Source organism: Thermaerobacter subterraneus DSM 13965 (assembly GCF_000183545.2).
Classification (GTDB): Bacteria; Bacillota; Sulfobacillia; order Thermaerobacterales; family Thermaerobacteraceae; genus Thermaerobacter; species Thermaerobacter subterraneus.
On sequence record NZ_JH976535.1, the window covers coordinates 1,018,126 to 1,037,493 of the forward strand.

The 19,368-nt window shown below is 74.4% G+C and carries 13 protein-coding genes and 1 riboswitch; of the genes, 9 read left to right on the forward strand and 4 right to left on the reverse strand.

Going from position 1 to position 19,368, the window contains the following annotated elements; translation table 11 throughout:
- Window positions 1–6: 6 nt before the first annotated feature.
- Window positions 7–903, forward strand: coding sequence for a class E sortase (locus THESUDRAFT_RS14930; RefSeq protein WP_006903506.1), 897 nt, complete (start codon window positions 7–9; stop codon window positions 901–903).
- A gap of 150 nt (window positions 904–1,053) precedes the next feature.
- Here the strand turns inward: THESUDRAFT_RS14930 and THESUDRAFT_RS04295 are convergent, their stop codons facing one another.
- Both THESUDRAFT_RS04295 and THESUDRAFT_RS04300 read right to left on the reverse strand, forming a co-directional pair.
- Window positions 1,054–2,343, reverse strand: coding sequence for a cystathionine gamma-synthase (locus THESUDRAFT_RS04295; protein WP_006903507.1), 1,290 nt, complete (start codon window positions 2,341–2,343; stop codon window positions 1,054–1,056).
- Window positions 2,333–4,549, reverse strand: coding sequence for a methylenetetrahydrofolate reductase (locus THESUDRAFT_RS04300; RefSeq protein WP_006903508.1), 2,217 nt, complete (start codon window positions 4,547–4,549; stop codon window positions 2,333–2,335). The genes THESUDRAFT_RS04295 and THESUDRAFT_RS04300 overlap by 11 nt, the downstream gene beginning before the upstream one ends.
- A gap of 453 nt (window positions 4,550–5,002) precedes the next feature.
- Window positions 5,003–5,112: riboswitch (SAM riboswitch) on the reverse strand.
- A 237-nt stretch (window positions 5,113–5,349) separates the two neighbouring features.
- Between THESUDRAFT_RS04300 and menA the strand changes: the two genes are divergently transcribed.
- From menA to THESUDRAFT_RS04330, 6 genes are all read left to right on the forward strand, one after another.
- The gene (gene menA / locus THESUDRAFT_RS04305) at window positions 5,350–6,345 is read left to right on the forward strand and encodes a 1,4-dihydroxy-2-naphthoate octaprenyltransferase (protein WP_006903509.1); all 996 of its coding nucleotides are present in this window, start codon (window positions 5,350–5,352) and stop codon (window positions 6,343–6,345) included.
- Window positions 6,346–6,710: 365 nt separating this feature from the next.
- Window positions 6,711–8,549, forward strand: a complete 1,839-nt coding sequence (locus THESUDRAFT_RS04310; RefSeq protein ID WP_006903510.1) for an isochorismate synthase — start codon at window positions 6,711–6,713, stop codon at window positions 8,547–8,549.
- A 223-nt stretch (window positions 8,550–8,772) separates the two neighbouring features.
- Complete coding sequence (menD, locus tag THESUDRAFT_RS13850) at window positions 8,773–12,513, forward strand: 2-succinyl-5-enolpyruvyl-6-hydroxy-3-cyclohexene-1-carboxylic-acid synthase (protein WP_242823238.1); 3,741 nt, start codon at window positions 8,773–8,775, stop codon at window positions 12,511–12,513.
- A gap of 231 nt (window positions 12,514–12,744) precedes the next feature.
- Entirely contained in the window at window positions 12,745–13,581 is an 837-nt protein-coding gene (gene menB, locus THESUDRAFT_RS04320; RefSeq protein ID WP_006903512.1) for a 1,4-dihydroxy-2-naphthoyl-CoA synthase, read from the forward strand.
- Window positions 13,582–13,845: 264 nt separating this feature from the next.
- Window positions 13,846–15,270, forward strand: a complete 1,425-nt coding sequence (locus THESUDRAFT_RS04325) for an L-cystine transporter (RefSeq protein ID WP_006903513.1) — start codon at window positions 13,846–13,848, stop codon at window positions 15,268–15,270.
- Between the two features lie 297 nt (window positions 15,271–15,567).
- A complete protein-coding gene (locus tag THESUDRAFT_RS04330) occupies window positions 15,568–17,199 on the forward strand; it encodes an FAD-binding oxidoreductase (RefSeq protein ID WP_006903514.1) in 1,632 nt (543 codons plus the stop codon).
- Between the two features lie 66 nt (window positions 17,200–17,265).
- Here THESUDRAFT_RS04330 and THESUDRAFT_RS04335 read toward each other — a convergent pair whose 3' ends face one another.
- Window positions 17,266–17,382, reverse strand: a complete 117-nt coding sequence (locus tag THESUDRAFT_RS04335; RefSeq protein ID WP_006903515.1) for a hypothetical protein — start codon at window positions 17,380–17,382, stop codon at window positions 17,266–17,268.
- Window positions 17,383–17,592: 210 nt separating this feature from the next.
- Here THESUDRAFT_RS04335 and THESUDRAFT_RS04340 point away from each other — a divergent pair, with 210 nt between their 5' ends.
- Window positions 17,593–17,835, forward strand: a complete 243-nt coding sequence (locus tag THESUDRAFT_RS04340) for an AbrB/MazE/SpoVT family DNA-binding domain-containing protein (RefSeq protein WP_006903516.1) — start codon at window positions 17,593–17,595, stop codon at window positions 17,833–17,835.
- Window positions 17,832–18,233, forward strand: coding sequence for a type II toxin-antitoxin system death-on-curing family toxin (locus THESUDRAFT_RS12750; RefSeq protein WP_006903517.1), 402 nt, complete (start codon window positions 17,832–17,834; stop codon window positions 18,231–18,233). Before THESUDRAFT_RS04340 ends, THESUDRAFT_RS12750 begins: the two co-directional genes overlap by 4 nt.
- A 124-nt stretch (window positions 18,234–18,357) precedes the next feature.
- On the opposite strand, the gene THESUDRAFT_RS04345 is transcribed toward THESUDRAFT_RS12750, so the two are convergent.
- On the reverse strand, window positions 18,358–19,290 hold the full coding sequence (locus THESUDRAFT_RS04345; protein WP_006903518.1) for an acetamidase/formamidase family protein: 933 nt from the start codon (window positions 19,288–19,290) through the stop codon (window positions 18,358–18,360).
- Window positions 19,291–19,368 lie beyond the last annotated feature (78 nt).

A 19,368-nucleotide genomic window follows, 5' to 3' on the forward strand; every position in this document is an offset into this window, starting at 1 on the left:
GGCGCCGTGGCAGTGCGGGTCACGCGCCGGTGGTGGGGAACCCTGGCGGGCTGGGTCCTCGTCCTGGTGGGGGTCGCCCTGGCCACGGCGCCCGCCTTGCAGTGGGTGTACGGCGCCGGCTGGCAGGCCCACCTGAAGGCGCAGTTGGTACGGCCGGGTCCGGATGATCCGGGCGGGGACCCGGGGGAACCCGCGGCGCCGGGCTTGGGGCCTGCCGGCCGGATCTGGGCGTCCCCCGCCGCGGACCGGCTCCTCGAGCTCCTTGGCCGCTGGTTGGGCGGGCTCGAAAGGCTTCTCGGCTGGTTGCGGGAGCTCCTGACCGAGGCGGGCGTGCCTGACGGGTGGCTGGCCTGGTGGTGGGAAGACCCCGGCCTGGCCGCCACGGCGGCCGTCCCTGGCTCCGGGGAGCTCCGCGGCGGGGAGCTCCAGGCGGCACCCGGGCGGGGCGCCGGAGGCGCCGGCGGAGACGCGGCGGCTGGCCGCGAAGCGGCCGCCCGGGAACCGGGGCAGCCCGTGGCGCGGCTGGTGATCCCGCGGGCCGGTGTGGACGCCGTGGTCCTTTACGGTACGAGCCGGGCCGTCCTGGCGCGCGGACCCGGCATCTACCCGGAGGCCGAGCTGCCCGGACCTGGGGCCCGGGTGGCCATCGCCGCCCACCGGACCACCTATGGCGCCTGGTTCCGTCACCTCGACCGGCTGCAGCCCGGCGATGCCCTCGCCCTGTGGTATCAGGGCCGCTGGTACCGGTACACTGCCCGCCGCGTCTTCGCCACCCACCGCAACGACTGGCGGGCGGTGCTGGAGGGGCCCCGGCCGGGGCTCATCCTCACCACCTGTCACCCGCCGGGTTCGTCCCGGCAGCGGCTGGTGGTGTATGCCGAACTGACCGGCGTTACGCCGTAAGGCTCGTCCCTGGGCTGAGGGTGAGGCCGAGGCGGGGCTCGAGGCCCCTGGGCTCGAGGCCGGGGACCTCGAGCCCAGGGGCCGGGCCGCCATGCGGGCGAGCCGCCGGCACAGGCCTCCGGCCAGCCGGGAGCACGGGGGGCTCCGCTCTCACGCCTCCTGCCGCGCCCGGCCGGCCAGGATGGCTTCGGCCCGGGCGCGGGCCTCCGCCAGGGACAGGGCCGACGGCCCCTCCAGCGCCTGCTCCAGGTCGGCGGCCAGGTCGTCCACCGCTTCGATACCCACCGAAAGCCGCAGCAGCCCCTCGTCGATGCCCAGCCGCTCCCGCAGGGCGGCAGGCATCTCCCTGTGGGTGGTGCTGGCGGGGTGGGTGATCAGGCTCTCCACGCCGCCGAAGCTTTCCGCGAAGAGAATGAGCCGGAGCCGCTGCAGCACGTGGCCGGCCCGGCCGGCATCCTGCAAGCGGAAGCTGAGCATCGCCCCGAAGCCCTCCGCCTGCTGCCGGCAGCGCCGGAAGAAGGGGCTTGACGGCAGCCCCGGATAGTACACCGCCGCCACCGCCGGGTGGGCCGCCAGCCAGTGGGCCAGGGTCAGGGCGTTGTGCTGGGCCTGGGCCATGCGCAGCGCCAGGGTCTTGAGGCCCCGCACGGCCAGCCAGGCGTCGTGGGGCCCCAGGATACCGCCCGTGACGGTGCGCACGGAGGTCAGTTCGTCCGCCAGGGCCGGGGTCGCCGCCACGGCCACGCCCGCCACCAGGTCGTTGTGGCCGGCCAGGTACTTGCTGGCGCTGTGGATCACCACGTCGGCGCCCCGGGTGAGGGGCCGCTGGAAGAGGGGCGTGAACAGGGTCGAATCCACCAGCAGCCACAGGCGATGGTGCCGGCACAGGGCGGCCAGCCCGTCCAGGTCGGCCACCCGCATGAGGGGGTTGGTCGGGCTCTCCACCAGCACGGCGCGGGTCGCCGGCGTCAAGGAGCCCGCCACGGCCGCGGCGTCGGTGGTGTCGGCCAGGGTGTAGCCGATGCCCAGGTGGCGGAACAGCTCGTCCAGCACCCGCCAGGTGTGGCCGTACAGGTCCTCGGTCACCACCAGGTGGTCGCCGGGCCGGAAGAGGTGCAGCACCGCCGTGAGGGCGGCCATACCGGAGGCGAAAGCCAGGGCGGCGAAGCCTTCTTCCAGCCCGTTGACCGCCTCTTCGAAGGCTTCCCGGGTGGGGTTGTGCAGCCGGCTGTAATCCCAGCCGGTGGTCTGGCCGGGCCCCGGGTGCTCGTAGGTGGCCGTCTGGTAGATGGGCACGGCCACGGACCCGGTGCGGGGGTCGCGGCGCACGCCCGCGTGCACCACCCGGGTGGCGGGCTGCAGCCGGGGGACGGGGAGGGTCCCCTCCGGGTCCGGGACCGCCCCGCCCTGGGACCGGGCGGGGACCGGTTCAACCGGCATGGTGGCGCACCTCCTCCGGGCTCCGGGCTGCCGGGCCCCGGGCTGCCGCCGCGGGAAGGGGGCCGTCAAGCCATGCCCGCAAGCGCCGGACGAACTCGGCCACCGGCTCCGCCTTCCCGTAGGAGATCACCACGTAGACCCCGGCAATGTAGGGCCGGGCCGCCTCCACCACTTCCTCGGCCAGCTGGAGGCCCACCTCCAGACCCCGCTCGCCGGCCCGGTCCAGGGCCTCGCGGATCCGGGCGGGGATGGAGATCCCGGGTACCTGATGGTGCAGGTAATGGGCGTGGCGGCCGCTGTGCAGGGGCATCACGCCCATGACGAGGGGTACCGGGCACCCGCCCAGCCGGTCCAGGACCCGCTCCAGGGGCTCCAGCTCGTAGAGGGGCTGGGTCATGACGAAGTCCACCACGCCCACCGCCAGCTTGCGGCGGAAGCGGTCCAGCTCCTGGTCCAGATCGTCCGCCGACGGGCTCAGGGCGCAGGCCACGGTGAAGTCGGCCGGCGCCCCCAGGGCGTTGCCCCGGGGATCCTCGCCCCGGCGCAGGGCCGCCAGCACCTCCAGCAGGCCGATGGAGTCCACGTCGTAGACCGGGGAGGCGCCGCTGGAACCCAGGCGGGGATGGTCGCCCGTCAGGGCCAGGACGTTGCGGACGCCCAGGGCATGGGCGGCCAGCAGGTCGGCCTGCAGGGCCATCAGGTTCCGGTCCCGGGTGGTGCAGTGCATGATGGCGTCGATGCCGGCGCTGCGGGCCAGCAGGGCACCGGCCCAGGCCGCCATCCGCGGCCGGGCCATGGGGCTGTCGCCCACGTTGACGGCATCGGCTCCGGCCGCCGCCACAGTGCGGGCATCGGCCAGGAACTTGGTGGCCACCGGACCCCGCGGCGGATCCAGCTCGACGCTGATGACGAACCGGCGCCCCAGCTTCTCCCGCAGCGGAGCGGGGCTTCCGGGGCCGGTGGCCCCGCCCGCGCCGCTGGTGGTTGCGCCTGGGAGGGAGCCTGCACCGGCAGGCCGGCTCCTGCCCCAATGGGCAGCGGCGGGCAAGGAGGCGGCCTGCTTGCCGGCGTCAGGATGGCCGGCGTCAGGATGGCCGGCGCCCGGCCCGGCGGGGCCGCTGCCCGAACCCGTCCGGTTCAGAGGGCCTAGGACCGGCAGGGCCGGGGCCGGGCCCTCCGGCTCCGGGTGGACCGCTTGGATGCGGCCGGCCAGAGCCTCCAGGTCCGCGGGCTGCCAGGGGCCGGTTCCACCCACCCAGCCGGGTCCGAGGAGGCGCAGGGCATCCCACGCATCCCACCCGCCGGTGTCCTGGGTGGCCGGCTTGGGGCCGGCCAGCCCACGGGCCACAGGTTCGGGCCCGTCGTCCAGCCGTCCCAGGGTGACCCACAGCGGGCCGCTCCACCCGGCCCGCCGCACCGCCGCCAGCCAGCGGGCCGCCCGTGCCGGCCCGCCGCCGGTGGCCACACCCAGGGCGTCGGGCCAGCCGGCCGAGTGGAACGCCTCCAGCCAGGGGGAGGGGAGGGCATCCGGCGGCTCCCCCTCCCCCACCAGCAGGACACCCACCGGCAACCGGGCCGCCTCCCGCACGGCCTTCAGGGCAAGGCCGGCCTCCAGGGGGTGGCGGGCTTCGACCCAGAACAGGTCGACGCCCCCTGCCAGCAGCCCGGCCACCTGGCGGCGGTATCCTTCCAGGACGGCCTCCGGCTCGGTGCTGCCGCCGGCAGCGGCGGTGGCGGGCAGCGGTCCCAACAACCCCGCCACCAGGCAGGGCCGCCCGGCCAGCTCCCGGGCGGACCGCGCCAGCTTGGCGGCCCAGAGGTTGATCTCCTCGATCCGCTCCGGGGACGTGGACGGCAGCCACCAGGGGCTGGCCCAGCGGGTGGCGGTGCGGACCAGGCGGGCTCCGGCCCGGATGGCCGCCAGGTGGACGCCTTCCACCGCGGCGGGTTCGGTGAGGGGAAGGAGGGCGGTGCCTAGAGCCGGTTCTTCCTCCTCCCGGGCCGTGCCCCGGGGCCCCCCGGGCGCCCCGGGGCACGGCTGGGACGGCGCGGGTCCGCCGCCGGACGGGCTGTCGCCCGCGGGGGAGGGCCGGACCGGGCGGGCGGCCAGGGCCCAGGAGGGGTCGCCATCGGCCAGGGCGGGCAGAGCGGGTCCAGGACTCACCGCCGGCAGGGTTCGGGGAGCCGGATCCGGGGCGAAGGGCACGAAGGTTCCTCCGCCCCCGCCCCCTGCAACCGGGCGTGCCGGAGGGAGGCCGGCAGGGCCCGCGGGGCCGTTGTCCTCGGGCGGGTGGCCCGCGGCAGGGAAGGCCGCCCGCGGCGGAGCCGCGTGGCCGGGCTGGGAGTCGGCCGTGGCCGGGTGGGCAGGTCGCGGTCCGGCGGCCGGCCGGAAGGGCTGGGTCACCCTGGTCGTCACCTCCAGTTCGCGGCGCCGGCGACAGCGCCCCGGCACGGGGTGCCTGGGCTTCCGCACGGCGCTCGGCGCTGCAGGATGGGGGGGAACGGGCCCTTCCTGGCCCCACCGGCCCCTGGCTCGCCGGGCTCCGGGACCCCCTGGGTACCTGGGGTCCCCGGTCCCTTAAGCTCTGGCGGCCAAAGAAGAAGCCCCTTCCGAAGGAGGAAGGGGCTTGGTGATCGCAGCAGGGTCCCCGTCCCCCTTCTCTCATCTCTCGGCTCCCGGAGGGAGCCGCGGGAGTTGGCACCGCACGACCAAGGTCGCCGGTTGCCGCGGCGTCATCGGGCCCGTCCCTCGACCGCTCTGGATAAGAGAGGGGTCGGCCGGCTCGGCCGGCCGCATCCGTTGTCAATGGAGATTACGCACAGTATAGCCGGGTTCCGCCATCCCGACAACAGGTCAGAGCCGGTTTCCTTCGCTACAATAAAAGGCGTGCAACCGGCGACGTTCGGCAGGGCCGCCGGTACGTTTGAGCGGTGGAACCGCAGGCGGGACGCCCAGACGGGGGCTCACCCGGCCGGCGGGCAGGCGCAGGATGGGGGAGAGATCCGGTGCACCAGGCGGACGAACACGGCCCGGCCATGGCACGGGCGGCGGCCGCGGGCGCAGGGGCCGAGGCGCCCACCGCCCGCTCCTGGCGCCTGCTGGCCCGGGCCTGGTTCCAGGCCAGCCGCCCCCACCTCAAGCCGGTCACCATCATCCCCGTGCTGGTGGGGATCCTGGTGGCCGGCGGGGAGGGCCACTTCGACCCCTGGCTGGCGCTGCTCACCATGCTGGGCAGCCTGGCCATCCACGCCGGCACCGACATGGCCAACGACTACTTCGACTACATCATGTACGAGGGCGATGCGCCCTTCACCGGCGGCAGCGGCGTGATCCAGGCGGGGTGGCTCAGCCCGGACAGCCTGCGCCGGGGAGCCTGGGCCACCTTCGGCTTCGGCGCTCTGGTGGGCGGCTACCTGGCCGCCCGCACGGGCTGGCCCGCCCTGGCCTTCGGCCTGCTGGGCATCGCCAGCGGGCTCTTCTACACGGCTCCGCCCGTCCGCTACGGCTACCGCGGGCTCGGCGAGGTCATGGTGGGACTCAACATGGGCGCGGTGCTGGTGCTGGGTTCGTACTACGTCCAGGCCCGCACCCTTTCCCTGGAGGCGCTGGTGGCCTCCTTGCCCCTGGTGTCCCTGGTGGCCCTGATCCTCTATGCCGAGTCGATCCACGACATCGAAGAAGACCGGGCCACCGGCAAGATGACCGTAGCGGCGCGGCTGGGAGAGACGCGCGCCCTGCGCCTGTACTTCGGGTGGGTGGCGGCCACGGCGGTGCTGATCGTCGCCGGGGTGGCGGCCGGGCGGCTGCCCGCCCTGGTGCTGGTCACGCTGGTGCCCGCGGCCCGCTGCCTGCGGCAGGCCCCGCTCTTCCTGGCCCGGCCCTACCGGCACCAGGACCTTTACCGGCTGGGCCGGCTGGCCCTGGGGCTCTACAAGGCGGCGGGGGTCTCGCTGGTGGCGGGATACGGCTGGTGGTGGCTGCGGTCGGCCCTGTGGTCCTGACAGGACCGGGGGTTTGCGGGAGCGAGCCGGCCGGCCGGGCCCGGCCGCCCGCCATGGGCCGAGCCCGTCGCCGGGGCCGCCGGTCTTGAGGGTCCCGGCGGCCTGGGTGCAACGGGGTTGGGGCCGGCGTAGCCGGCAGCCGGGCGGGGCGAGCCGCCGGGCGAGGCGGGCGCACGGGTGTGGCCGACCCTGCCCGGCCGGGTGGCCTTGAGGAAGGGATCTGGGCCTCGCTCACGAACATCCCTGCTTTGGGTCGCCGGTGAATGAATGTTCACCCAGAGTTCACCGGGGACGCCAGCCGTTGCCGATTCGAGGAACCAGCAATCCGCCGGGTTCGGCGAACTTACGATCCTTAGGATAGAGGGATGACACCCTTGGCCAGGGAAGTGCCCCGTCTTGCGTCCCTCACGGGACCCGTCAGTCGCGATCTGGACCGGCTCCATGCCCGGGCCCGGGACCAGGCCCGGCGCGGGCGGCGGCCTGCCGTGGTGAGCTTTACCGTCGCCGCCGAGGACCTGGACCCCATCGCGCTGTGGGAGGGCGCCGCCATCCTGACCCACGAGCGGGCGCTCTGGTCTGCTCCGGGCGGCACCATGGCCATGGTCGCCCTGGGGGCGGCAGCCGTCCTGGAAGCCGGTCCAGGTCCGGATGCGGCGGCCGGGCCGGAAGCGGCCGGCGCCGGCCCCGCCGCGCCCCTGGCCGCCATCGCCCCGGCCCTGGCTTCCGCCTGGCAGGCCCTGTGCGAGGGTGCGCTCATCGATGCGCCCCACGGCGTGTGGGGAACGGGACCGGTGGTGGTGGGGGGCTTCGCCTTCGACCCCCAGGAGGCGGCGGATTCGCTGTGGGCCGGCTTCCCCGCGGCGCGCTTCGTCCTGCCGGAGCTGCTGGTCACCCGGACAGGCGGCGGGACCTGGCTCACCTTCAACCGGGTGGTGGTCCCCGGGGTGGTGACGGCGGCGGAGAGGGGGGCCGGGACCCCGGCCGCCGCGGGCGCGGGTGGCGAGGGAGCCGGGTGGGTTTTCCCCGGGGGCATCCGGCTGCGCGTGCCCGCGGCGGCCACCACCGCCGCCGGCGAGCGCGGCCGCCGCTGGCTCTCGCTGCTGGCCGTCGCTTCAACGGCCGGGCGGCGCCCGGGAAGCGGCGGGACGGACCCCCGAGGGCCTGCCGGTGCCCCGGGCCCTGGCGGGCCGGGCAAGGCGGAGGCCGGGCCAGGCGGCCGGGCCGGTCTTCAACTGGCCGGAGCCGCAGGGCTCGGTGCTGCGCCCGGTGCACCGGGCTGGCCTGGGTCAGCCGGCGGTCGGGAGGGGTCCGGTTCGTCCGCCCGGCCGCACGGGGCCGGTGGATTCCCGTCCCTGCTGGGTGCGCGGGCGGTGCCCGGCCGGGACGAGTGGGAGGCGATGCTCGGCGCGGCGCTGGACGCCATCGGCCGGGGCGAGCTGGCCAAGGTGGTCCTGGCGCGCCGCCTGCACCTGCGGGCCGCGGCGGCCTTCGATCCCGGGACGGCCCTGCGCCGGCTCCAGGCCGGTTACCCCGAATGCTTCATCTTCGCCGTGGCCCGAGACCGGACCGTCTTCCTGGGGGCCACGCCCGAACGGCTGGTGCGGCTGCGGGACCGGCGGGTCGAGACGGCCGCGGTGGCCGGTTCGACCGCGCGGGGGGCGACCCCTGAGGCCGACGCTGCCCTGGCCCGGGAGCTGCTGGCCAGTCCCAAGGAACGGGAAGAACATGCGCTGGTGGTGCGGATGCTGCGGGACACCCTGGGGCCGGTGTGCCGGGTGCTGGACGTCCCGGCGGAGCCCCGCCTGCTCCAGCTGCGGAACGTGCAGCACCTGTACACGCCCATCACGGGGGTGGTCGATGGCGCCACGGTGCCGGAGCTGGTGGCGCGGCTCCATCCCACACCGGCCCTGGGCGGCTGGCCGCGGGAGCGGGCCCTGGCGTTCATCCGTCGCTGGGAGGGCGGAAGCCGGGGCTGGTACGCGGCTCCCCTGGGCTGGTTCGACCACCGGGGGGAGGGGGAGATGGCGGTGGCCATCCGCTCGGGGGTGGTGCGGGGGCCCGAGGCGTGGCTCTTTGCCGGCTGCGGCGTGGTGGCGGGGTCGGACCCCGGGCGCGAATGGCAGGAGACGGCCCTGAAGCTGCAGCCGCTGGCCGCTGCCCTGGGGGTGGAACCCGGCGCCCCGGAGGTGGACCACGGTGGCTGAGCCGGTCGGAGCAGGCCCCCAAGGGCGGCGGGAGGAGCCCGGCGCAGGAAGGGCCGGCGCCGCGGCCGGGCCCGCCGCGGGGGGTGCGGTGGCCGGTGCATCCTCCGGCGGGGGCGATGCCGGCAGCAGGACCGCGGGAGCCTGGGGCGCCGCTGGGGCGGCCGTGCCGGCCGGGCCTGCTGGGTCCGCCGGGCCCTCCGGCCCGGGGGCCATTGCGCCCGCCGTGGCGCCCGGATCTGCCGCCCTCGGGGGGCCGGACCGGGGCCGGATCAACCTGGTCTGGGCCCTGGCCCTGGTGGACGGCCTGGTGAGCGCGGGGGTCGAGCACGTGGTGGTGTGCCCGGGGTCCCGGTCCACGCCCCTGGCCCTGGCGGCGGCCCGGCATCCGGGCGTGCGGCTCTGGGTGCAGCTGGACGAGCGCTCGGCGGCCTTCTTCGCCCTGGGGCTCGGGCGCGCCACGGGCCGGCCGGCGGCGGTGGTGGCCACGTCGGGGACGGCGCCGGCCAACTTCTACCCGGCGGTGATCGAAGCGCGCTACGGCCGGGTTCCGCTGGTGGTCCTCTCCGCCGACCGCCCCCACGAGCTGCGGGAGTTCGGCGCCTCCCAGACCGTCGACCAGATCCACCTCTACGGCCGGCACGCCAAGTGGTTCGCCGACCTGCCCCTGCCGGAAGACGACCCCGCCGCCCGCGCCTACGTGACCCGGACGGCGGTGCGCGCCGTGACCGAGGCCCTGGCGGCCCCGGCGGGCCCCGTCCACCTGAACGTGCCCTTCCGGGAGCCCCTGGTGCCCGAGGCGCCGGTCGAACTCTGGCCGGCCGGGCAGGGCGCCTCATCCCATCCCGCTGCGGTGGGCGGCTCCGCAGCCGCTGAAGCCGTTGGCCTGATGGGAGGCCTCGCGGCCGTTGAACGGCGGCGGGCCGGGGGGGAGCCGGTTGGTCAGCGGCCATCGGAACGGGAAGCCGTCGAGGCGCACCTCGCCGGCCAGGTGCGGCCGGCGGGCCAGGCGCCGCTCGGCGCCGCAGCGCGGCTCGCCGGGGCGGGCCATGCCCAGCCGCTCGCTGGGCCGTGGCCTGCCCGGTCGCGGCCTGCACAGCCGGGGCCTGCCCGGCCGCGGCTCGTCGAGCCGAGGCTTGGCGCCGGTGCCCTGACGGAAGCCCAGGCCCACGAGCTCTTCGGCTTGCTGGCCGGCGCGAGGCGGGGGCTCATCGTCTGCGGGCCCCTTTCCCCCGCACTGGCGGCGGCCCCCGGTGTGGGGCCGGCGGCAGGCGGTCCCGGCGGCGCACCGGCCTCCCCGGCGGAGGGACCGCCCCTGGCCGTGGCGGTGACCCGGCTGGCCCAGCGCCTTGGCCTGCCCGTGTTGGCGGACCCCCTGTCCGGGGTGCGGTGCGGCTCCCATGTGGTGCCGGGGCCGGTCCCGGGCCCCATCATCGACGCCTACGACGCGTTCCTGCGGGTCCCCGGCCTGGCAAGGGCCCTGGCCCCCGACGTGGTCCTGCGCCTGGGCGGCATGCCGGTGTCCAAGCCCCTGGCCCAGTTCCTGGAGCGGCACCCCGGGGCCGTGCAGGTGGTGATCGACGAGGGCGGCTGGCCCGACCCCAGCCACGGGGCAGCGCTGGTGGTACGGGCGGACCCCGTGCAGGCCTGCTGGCAGCTGGCGCAGCTAGCGGCGGCCCATGGCGGGGACGAACCGGCCCGGGCCCGGCAGGACCAGCCGGCGGCCGGGCAAGGCGAGCCCCAGGCCCTGGCTGGTGCGGCGGGTGAAGCCGCCCCGGGGACGGAGACCCGGCGGTGCGCCGGGACGGGGGCCGGAGCCGTCGCGGGGACGCAGACCCTGCGACCCCCGGGGACGGGGGCCGAAGCCGTAGCGGGGACGGAGCCCGCCGGGACGGGGATGGCATCCCGGGCGGGCGGCCCGCCGGCGACCCGGGATCAGGGCGCGCTGTCCAGCCCGGGGGCCGCCGGTTCCTCCACAGGTTTCTCCAGCGCGATCGTCCCGGCCGGTTCGGCAGCCGCCGGCGGTCCGGCGCAGCCGGTTCCGGTGCCCGGCGATACCTTGAGTCCTGCGGGCGGCAGTTCCTGGCTGGGCCTCTGGCAGCGCCTCAACCACATCGCCCGCCAGGCCATGGCCCGCCAGCTGGCCCGGTGGGACGAACCGGCCGAGCCCCGGGTGGCGGCGGAACTGGCCCGGCTCCTGCCTGCGGGCACCCTGCTCTTTACCGGCAACAGCATGCCCGTCCGGGACGTGGACACCTTCTTTCCGGCGGGCCCGCACCCCGTCCGCATCCTGGCCAACCGCGGAGCCGCCGGCATCGACGGGGTGGTCTCCACCGCCGCAGGGGTGGCGGCGGCCGGCGAGGGGCCCGTGGTGCTGCTGCTCGGCGACCTCTCCTTCTATCACGACCTCAACGGCCTCTGGGCGGCCGCCCGCTACGGGCTGCCGCTGGTGGCGGTGGTGGTGAACAACGACGGCGGGGGGATCTTCTCCTTCCTGGCCCAGAGCCGGCTGGATCCGGCGGAGTTCGAGGTGCTCTGGGGCACGCCCCACGGGCTGGACTTTCGCCATGCAGCGGCCCTGTACGGGATCCCCTACCGCCGGGTCGACACCTGGGATGACTTCCGGGCGGCCGTGCAGGAGGCGCTGGACCGGGCGCGGGGTGGTGGTGGAACCGGCCTTCCGGGCGCCCCGGCCCCGGGCACCCTTGCGGAGCGCACCGGCCCTGCGGACGGCAGCACCCCTGGCCCGTCCATCATCGAGATCCGGACGAACCGGCAGCGCAATGTGGACCACCACCGGCAGATCTGGCAGGCGGTGGCGGCGGCGCTGGCAGAGGCCGGGCTGGCCGGCGCGCCGCCGGAGGCGGCCACCGCCCGGGCCCTGGAGCCCGCCGGCGATGGGGCTGCGGCGGGTTCAGCCCCCCCGGCAGCGGAAGGCAGGGGGGGGCCAGGCCAGGAGGACCCGGCATCCCGGCCGGCAGAGGTGCTGGCAGTGGCCGGCGGGCAGGTTCGAGCCCCGGGAGCCGGTGGGAAGGCTCCAGAGCCTGGGGTTGCGCCGCCGGCCGGGGGCGCCCAGGCCGGGTTCGTCCGGGTCCGCGGGGCCCGCTATTACGTCGAAGCCGAAGGCTGGCCACTCCGCCACCATCTGGAGCTGGGGCCGCTCCTACCGGCGCTCCTGCCGGCAGGGGGCAGCTTCAGGCTCCCGGAGCCGGCGCTGCTGCTCCACGGCTTCACCGGCAGCACCGCCACCTGGGTGGGGGTCTGGTCCCAGCTGGCCGCCGCGGGGCCGCTGCTGGCCGTGGACCTTCTGGGCCACGGCCGCTCGGCGGCGCCGGCCGGCCCGGACCGGTACCGCATGGAGGAGCAGGTCGCCGACCTGGTGGCCCTGCTTGACCGGCTGGGCATCGGGCGGGTGCACCTGGTGGGCTACTCCATGGGCGGGCGGGTGGCCCTGAGCCTGGCGGCCGCGGCGCCGGAGCGGGTGGCTTCGCTGGTGCTGGAGTCGTCGTCGCCCGGGCTGGCCGATCCCGCCGAGCGGGAGGCCCGCCGCCGGTCCGACGAGGCCCTGGCGCGCCGGATCGAGGAGGAGGGGGTCGGGGCCTTCACGCGGGCCTGGGAAGAGCTGCCCCTCTTTGCCGGGCTTAAGGACCTCGACCCCGCGGCCCGGGCGTCGGTCCGGGCCGCCCGCCTGGCCCAGCGGCCGCGGGGGCTGGCCGGCAGCCTGCGGGGCATGGGGGCCGGGGTTCAGCCGCCCCTCTGGGACCGCCTGCCGGACCTGCCCATGCCGGTGCTCTGCCTGGCGGGCGCGGCCGATGCCAAGTACGCCGCCCTGGCCCGCACCATGGCCGAGCGGATTCCGCGCGGGCGGGCAGTGATCGTCCCGGGGGCAGGGCACACCGTCCACCTGGAAGAACCGGCCGCCTTCGTCCGGGAGGTGGGAGCCTTCTGGCGGGAGCACCGGCCGTGATCCGGGAAAGCCCGGGCGCGAAAGCCCTGGCGGGCCCCGGGCAGCCGGAAGATGGCCCCGCCGCCCGGTTGCCGGTGCGGCGCGGGTCGCCGCCGCCCCAAGAGTCCGGCCCGCCCAAGGTCCGCCCGGCGTGCTACGATGGCGCGGCGGGTACCACGGCGTGGTAGGTACCATGGCGTACTACGATGGACAGGCAGCCCGAAGGGGCAGAGTCACCGGGGAGGGAAGGGGATGGCGACGGACGTCCAGCTTCCGCGCTGGATCAAGGTCAAGGATTACGAGGACATCATCTACGAGAAGGCCGACGGCGAGGGCATCGCCAAGATCACCATCAACCGGCCCCACGTGCTCAACGCCTTCCGGCCCGAGACGGTCATGGAGATGCAGGACGCCTTCACCGACGCCCGCAACGACCCGCGCATCGGCGTGGTCCTGCTGACGGGGGCGGGAGGCAACTTCTGCAGCGGTGGCGACCAGAAGGTGCGGGGCCACGGCGGCTACGTGGACGAAGGGGGCATGGCGCGGCTCAACGTGCTGGACCTGCAGCGCCAGATCCGCACGCTGCCCAAGCCGGTCATCGCCCTGGTGGCCGGTTACGCCATCGGCGGCGGCCATGTGCTGCACGTGGTTTGCGACCTGACCATCGCCGCGGACAACGCCCGCTTCGGCCAGGCGGGGCCCCGGGTCGGCAGCTTCGACGGCGGTTACGGCGCCGGCCTGCTGGCGCGCATCGTGGGGCACAAGAAGGCCCGCGAGATCTGGTACCTCTGCCGCCAGTACACCGCCCAGGAAGCCCTGGAGATGGGCCTGGTCAACGCCGTGGTGCCTGCCGACCAGCTGGAGGCGGAGGGCGTCAAGTGGGCCCGGGAGATCCTGGACAAGAGCCCCATCGCCATCCGCATGCTCAAGGCGGCCTTCAACGCCGACACCGACGGGCTGGCGGGCCTGCAGCAGCTGGCGGGCGACGCCACCTTGATCTACTACCTCACCGACGAGGCCAAGGAAGGCCAGCGGGCCTTTCTGGAGAAGCGCAAGCCCGACTGGAGCAAGTTCCCGCGGTTTCCCTGATGGGCACACCGCGGTTCCATGCATGGGTTCGGTCCGCCCACCGATGTTGACCGGAGGCCCCGCTGTTCCGCGGGGCCATTGTGTTGCTTCAAGTAGGCACGGCTGCAGCGGGTTCGGTGCAGGCCGGGTTACCGTGACCGGTGTCCCTTGCGCCCGGGAGCGCCCTGGGATTTAATGAGTATGCCGAGCGGATTAGGAGGGATGCTGCGGGACCACCGCGGCGGCCGCAGCAGGGGAAACCGGGCAGGTAAGGAGGATCCCGCAATGGCATGGCTTCCCGTGGCGCTGAACGTCGCGGGTCTGTTCGTCCTGATCGCGGTGCTCTACTGGATGAAGGGCCGCGGGTTCAGCTTTTCCAGCCGGGTGTTCGCCGGCCTCGGGCTCGGCGTGATCTACGGCCTCATTCTGCACACCGCCTACCAGGCACAGCCCGGGGTGATCCCTGCCTCGGTGGAGTGGTTCAACCTGGTGGGGACGGGCTACGTCAAGCTGCTCCAGATGGTGACCATCCCGCTGGTGTTCGTCGCCATCGTCTCCGCCTTCACCCGCATGGAACTGGCCGACAACACCGGCCGGCTGGCCCTGACCGTGGTCGCGATCCTGGTGGCCACCACGGCCATCGCGGCCGTCCTGGGCATCGGGTCCGTCGGCCTGTTCGGCCTTGACGCCAGCCAGTTCCACCAGGGCCAGGCGGAGGCCCAGCGCATCCAGCAGCTGGAGCAGACCTTCGGCGAGCTGCAGCAGATGTCGGCGCCCGAGCGGCTGCTGGAGCTGCTGCCCGCCAACCCCTTCCTCGACTTCACCGGGCAGCGGCGCGCGTCGACCATCGCCGTGGTGATCTTTGCGGCCTTCGTCGGCTCGGCGTACCTGGGCCTGCGGCACCGGGACCCCCAGGCGGCCGAGACCTTCGCCGGGATCGTCCGGGCGCTGGAGGGCGTGGTCATGGGCATGGTGCGGCAGGTGATCCGGCTCACGCCCTACGGCATCCTGGCCATCATGACTCGGGTGGCCGCCACCAGCGACTACGGCGCCATCTGGCAACTGGGCAAGTTGGTCGTCGCCTCCTACGCGGCGCTGGTGGCCATGTTCCTTCTGCACCTGCTGTTCTTGGGGGCGGCCGGCCTGAGCCCGGCGGCCTACGTGCGCAAGGCGCTGCCCGTGCTCACCTTCGCCTTCTCGTCCCGGTCGAGCGCGGCGACCCTGCCGCTCAACGTCCGCACCCAAGTGGAGGAACTCGGCGTACCCCAGGGCATCGCCAACCTGGCCGGGTCCCTGGGCCTGTCCATCGGGCAGAACGGCTGCGCCGGCGTCTATCCCGCCATGCTGGCGGTCATGGCGGCGCCTTTGGCCGGCATCGACCCCTGGACGCCGGGCTTTTTGCTCAGCGTGGTCGGCGTGGTGGCCATCAGCTCCTTCGGCGTGGCGGGCGTGGGCGGCGGCGCCACGTTTGCGTCGCTGCTGGTGCTGTCCATGCTGAACCTGCCCGTGGGGCTGGCGGGCCTGCTGATCTCGGTGGAGCCCCTGATAGACATGGGGCGCACGGCTCTCAACGTCAGCGGCGCCATGACGGCGGGGATCCTGACCAGCCGCCTGGCGGGACGCCTGGACGTTGACGTGTACCGCGGGCGCCGGGTGCCAGGCCCGGGGACCGGGACCGGGGCGGAAGCCGGCGTGCGGGTGGGCGCCTGAGCGCCGGAAGCCTGCAAGGGTTTGGAAGGCCCGGCGGGTCGAGAGCCCGGCGGGCATCGCGGTGGGACGCGGCGGGAATAGAGAGGACAGCTTTGGACGGGCCGGGACGCGCCGGCCTGCGGGCCGCCGGTTCCCAAGGGGGAACCGGCGGCCCGCCTTTTTGCCAGGGGGTTGGGGGGCGGCTCAGACCTGAGGGGATCAGGGGACACCGGGGGTGCGCGGCAGAAACGGTGACCAGGGTCCTCTGCGGGGGAGGGCGAAAGAACCGCTCAAACCGGAAGACGGAGGGGGATGGTCATGTCCTCGTGGGCGGGCAAGGTGCGGCACTGGAACGGGTGGGGCTATGCCGGGGAAGAACCCGGCCCGGAGGCCGTGGAGCGCTGGCGGCGGTCGCTGGGAGTGCTGGCCGGCGTGCGGGCGGAGGATTACCGGTCACCGGTACCGCTGGACGGCCTGCGCCTGCCTCCGGCGCGCCTCGAACTAGACGGGGCGGGGTGTCTACCTGGCCTGCAGGGGTTCCGGGGGCGCCTGGCCGCCACCCCCTACGAGCGGGCCCTGCACGCCGCCGGCCGGAGCACCGGGGACCTGATCCGCCTGCGCACCGGTACGAACCTGCGCTTCCCCGACCTGGTGGCCTACCCGGCTGACGAGGAGGACGTCCTGCGCCTCCTGGAGTACGCCGCAGCCCGGCAGGTGGCCCTGATCCCCACGGGCGGCGGCAGCTCGGTGGTGGGCGGCATCGAGCCCGACGTGCGCGCGAGCTACAACGGCGTCATCAACGTGGACCTGCGGGACTTGCGGGGGGTGGTCGCCATCGACCGGGCTAGCCGGCGCGCCCGGGTGCGGGCGGGCACCCTGGGGCCGGACCTGGAAGAGACCCTGCGCAGCGAAGGGCTGGCCTTCCGCCATTACCCGCAGTCCTACGCCTGCTCCACCGTGGGCGGCTGGATCGCCGCCCGGGCCGGCGGGCATTTTGCCACCCTGTACGGCAAGATCGAGACCGCGGTGGAATCCCTGCGCGTGGTGACGCCCCGGGGCAGGGTCGAGACCCGGGAGGTGCCCCAGTCGGCCTCCGGCCCCGACGGCAAGGCCTGGTTCATCGGCTCCGAGGGCGCCCTGGGCGTCATCACCGAGGCGGTGCTGCGGCTGCAGGTCCCTCCCGCGCGGAAGCGGGCCACCGGCTTTCGCTTCGCGGGGTTCGCCGAGGGGCTCGAGGCGGTGCGCCGGATCGTCCAGGCCGGCATCTACCCGCCGGTCCTGCGCCTGCTGGACGAGTACGAGGCCATGGTGGCCTTCTGGGGCCGGGCGGGGATGGAACCGGGGGCCTTCCTGCACCTGGGCTTCGAGGTGACGGAACCCGACGGGGAGCGGGCGGTGACGGTGGCCTGGGAGGAGGCGACCCGCCTGTGCCGGGCCGCCGGCGGCCGGGAGGTGCCGCCGGCCGGCGTGCAGGCGTGGAGGGAGGGGTTCGTCCAGCAACCCTACTGGCGGGACGTGATGATCGACCACGGCCTGGTGGTCGACACGCTGGAGACGGCGACGGCGTGGTCCCGCGCGGCGGCCCTGCGGGAGGCGGTGCGGGAGGCGCTGTTCCGGCGCATGGAGCGATGGTCGGCGGTGGCCATGGTCCTCTGCCGCGTGACCCACGCGTACCCCGATGGATGCTCGCTCTACTTCACCTTCGTCCTCAAGCCGCCGCGGGACGCGATGTGGGCGGCGTGGCGGGACGTGCAACAGGCAGGGTTCGAGGCCTTCCTTGCCCACGGCGCCACCCTCAGCCACCACCACGGCACCGGCCGCGACTTTGCACCGTTCTTCGAGCGGGAGCACGGCCCCGGGCACGTGGCGGCCCTGCGGGCGCTGAAGGCCGCCCTCGACCCGGCGGGGGTGCTCAATCCGGGCGTGTTCTTCCCGGCCGGTGCCGCCTAGGACCCCTTGCGCCGGTGGGCGACTCGATGCGCCAGTACCGGCGGCTCGATGCGCTGGTACCGGCCGCTAGATCTTGTCCCGGCGCTGGCGCTGGTAGTGGGCCCGGCGCATGAAGGCCCACAGGGCGATTCCGGCGGCAACGATCAGTCCCCAGGTGATGACCCAGGGCCAGAGGGTCGGCATGGCGGCGATCCTCCCTCGCGGCGGCTGCCGCATCCGTGCTCCGCTGCCCGGCGGCCTGTCCGATAGGATGGCCAAAGGGGCGGGCTCAGACCACGTCGCGGCGGGTCACGGTCAGGACCGCCAGCGCCAGGAACCCCAGGAACAGCGGCGGCAGCTGGACCTACCAGGTGTTAGAATGTTTTCATCAGGATCTGCGTGGGAGGGTTGGCCATGGGGATCCGGCGAATCTTACGGATCGGCCAGAGCCTTGGTGTTACCCTGCCCGCCCGGGAGCTTCATGAGCTGGGGCTGAAGGAGGGTGCTCCGGTCGAGGTCGAGGTGGATCGTGTCCAGCGGCAGGTGGTCATCCGGCCCTTGGACTCCGCGACAGGCGTTGACCCGTCGTTCGTCGAGGAGGCCCGGCGATTCGCCGAAAGGCACCGGGTCACCCTCGAAGAGCTCGCCCGGCGATGAGTCTCACCCCCGCTCAGATCCTCTATTTACACGACCTGGCCCTTGAGTTCGGCGGTGGCGCGCCAGGGGTTCTTGACGTAGGTCGCGTTGACGCGGCTGGTGCGAGGGCACTCCAGACTGTCGGTGGACAACCTGCTTACCGGACGCCTGTTGCACAGGCAGCGGCGTGTGCGCATGCCCTTGTGCGCGACCACCCGTTTGTGGATGGAAACAAGCGGACGGCTTTCTTGGCACTCGGCCTCTGGCTTGCGTCCGAAGGTCTCGTTTTCGATCCGCCACCAGCGGAGGCGGTTGAGGTCATGGAACGGGTAGCGGTTGGTCACATGGATGAGCGGGAACTGGCACGATGGGTGGAGCGGTGGGTCAGGAGACGAGACGGTCAGGCGAAGTTGTCGTGAACATCGACCGAGCGCCCCTTACAGACCAACGTGTCGGGGCGGCGCGCGTCCCGCCCGCACCGCCCCTTGCTGCCGGCCGCACGTCGCGGTCGATAGCCCTCCGCCTGCCCTTCCTCACCGGCCCTCACCGGACGAACAGGGACTGGGGGAGGAACGCCGAGACCAACCAGTTGGGCGCGTCGACCACCTCGCTGATCTTCAGGTCCACGGCCACGCTGGCCAGGGCGTAGGCCTCCGCAGGCTCCAGATGGTAGGTCTCCCCCAGATAGCGGATCATCGCCCGCACGGCCTTGCGGCTGGCCTCCATCAGGTCGTCGCTGATCCCGGTGGTGACGAAGTAGCCCCGCGGGTCCTGGCCCGACGCCAGCGGCCCCGGCACGATGAAGGCCGGTTCGTCCAGGCGCAGGTCGCGGCGGATGCGGAAGCGGCAGGCCACCTGCATGGCCGTCTCGATGGCCGTGCCGCACACCTCCCCGTCCCCCTGGGCGGCGTGGGTGTCGCCGATGGAGAAGAGCGCCCCCTCGACCCACACCGGCAGGAGCAGCCGGGTGCCGGCGGTCAGGTGGCGGATGTCCATGTTGCCGCCGTTCTTCCGCGGCGGGACGATGCTGTGCCGCCCCGGCTCGGGCAGAGCGACGCCGATGGTGCCCGGGAAGGGGGCGAGGGGCACGGCGATGCGCTCGTTGAACCAGGCGCGGTCACCGGTCCCCGACAGGTCCCAGATCTTGAGGTAGGGTTCCGGGAACTCGCCGGCCAGAAGGCCAAACCCGGGGATGATGGCCGTCCAGCCCCAGCGGGCGGGACCGAACTCCAGGATCTCGACCTCCAGCACGTCCCCCGGCTTCGCCCCCTTGATGAACACCGGTCCGGTGACGGGATTGACCCGCTCGAAGTCGAGCCGCGCCACGTCCGCGGCGGTCGAACCGGGGTTCAGCTGGCCGCCCGAGGCATCGACCACCTCGAACTCAACCGCCTCGCCGGGTTCGACCTCCAGCACCGGCTCGAGGCCGTTGTCCCAGCCGTAGTGGACGTGACGGGAGTGGATGGTGTGGGCCATGGGGTTCCCTCCTTGCAAACGGCCTGGTGTCCCTGGATGCCATTTCGGTGGCGACCGGGAAAAGGCCTGTCTTGGTTC

Coding starts and splice junctions, on each gene's coding strand:
- THESUDRAFT_RS04295 (WP_006903507.1), bottom strand. CDS start 2,343: ATGCCGGTTGAACCGGTCCCCGCCCGGTCCCAGGGCGGGGCGGTCCCG.
- THESUDRAFT_RS04310 (WP_006903510.1), top strand. CDS start 6,711: ATGACACCCTTGGCCAGGGAAGTGCCCCGTCTTGCGTCCCTCACGGGA.
- menB (WP_006903512.1), top strand. CDS start 12,745: ATGGCGACGGACGTCCAGCTTCCGCGCTGGATCAAGGTCAAGGATTAC.
- THESUDRAFT_RS04325 (WP_006903513.1), top strand. CDS start 13,846: ATGGCATGGCTTCCCGTGGCGCTGAACGTCGCGGGTCTGTTCGTCCTG.
- THESUDRAFT_RS04330 (WP_006903514.1), top strand. CDS start 15,568: ATGTCCTCGTGGGCGGGCAAGGTGCGGCACTGGAACGGGTGGGGCTAT.
- THESUDRAFT_RS04335 (WP_006903515.1), bottom strand. CDS start 17,382: ATGCCGACCCTCTGGCCCTGGGTCATCACCTGGGGACTGATCGTTGCC.
- THESUDRAFT_RS04340 (WP_006903516.1), top strand. CDS start 17,593: ATGGGGATCCGGCGAATCTTACGGATCGGCCAGAGCCTTGGTGTTACC.
- THESUDRAFT_RS12750 (WP_006903517.1), top strand. CDS start 17,832: ATGAGTCTCACCCCCGCTCAGATCCTCTATTTACACGACCTGGCCCTT.
- THESUDRAFT_RS04345 (WP_006903518.1), bottom strand. CDS start 19,290: ATGGCCCACACCATCCACTCCCGTCACGTCCACTACGGCTGGGACAAC.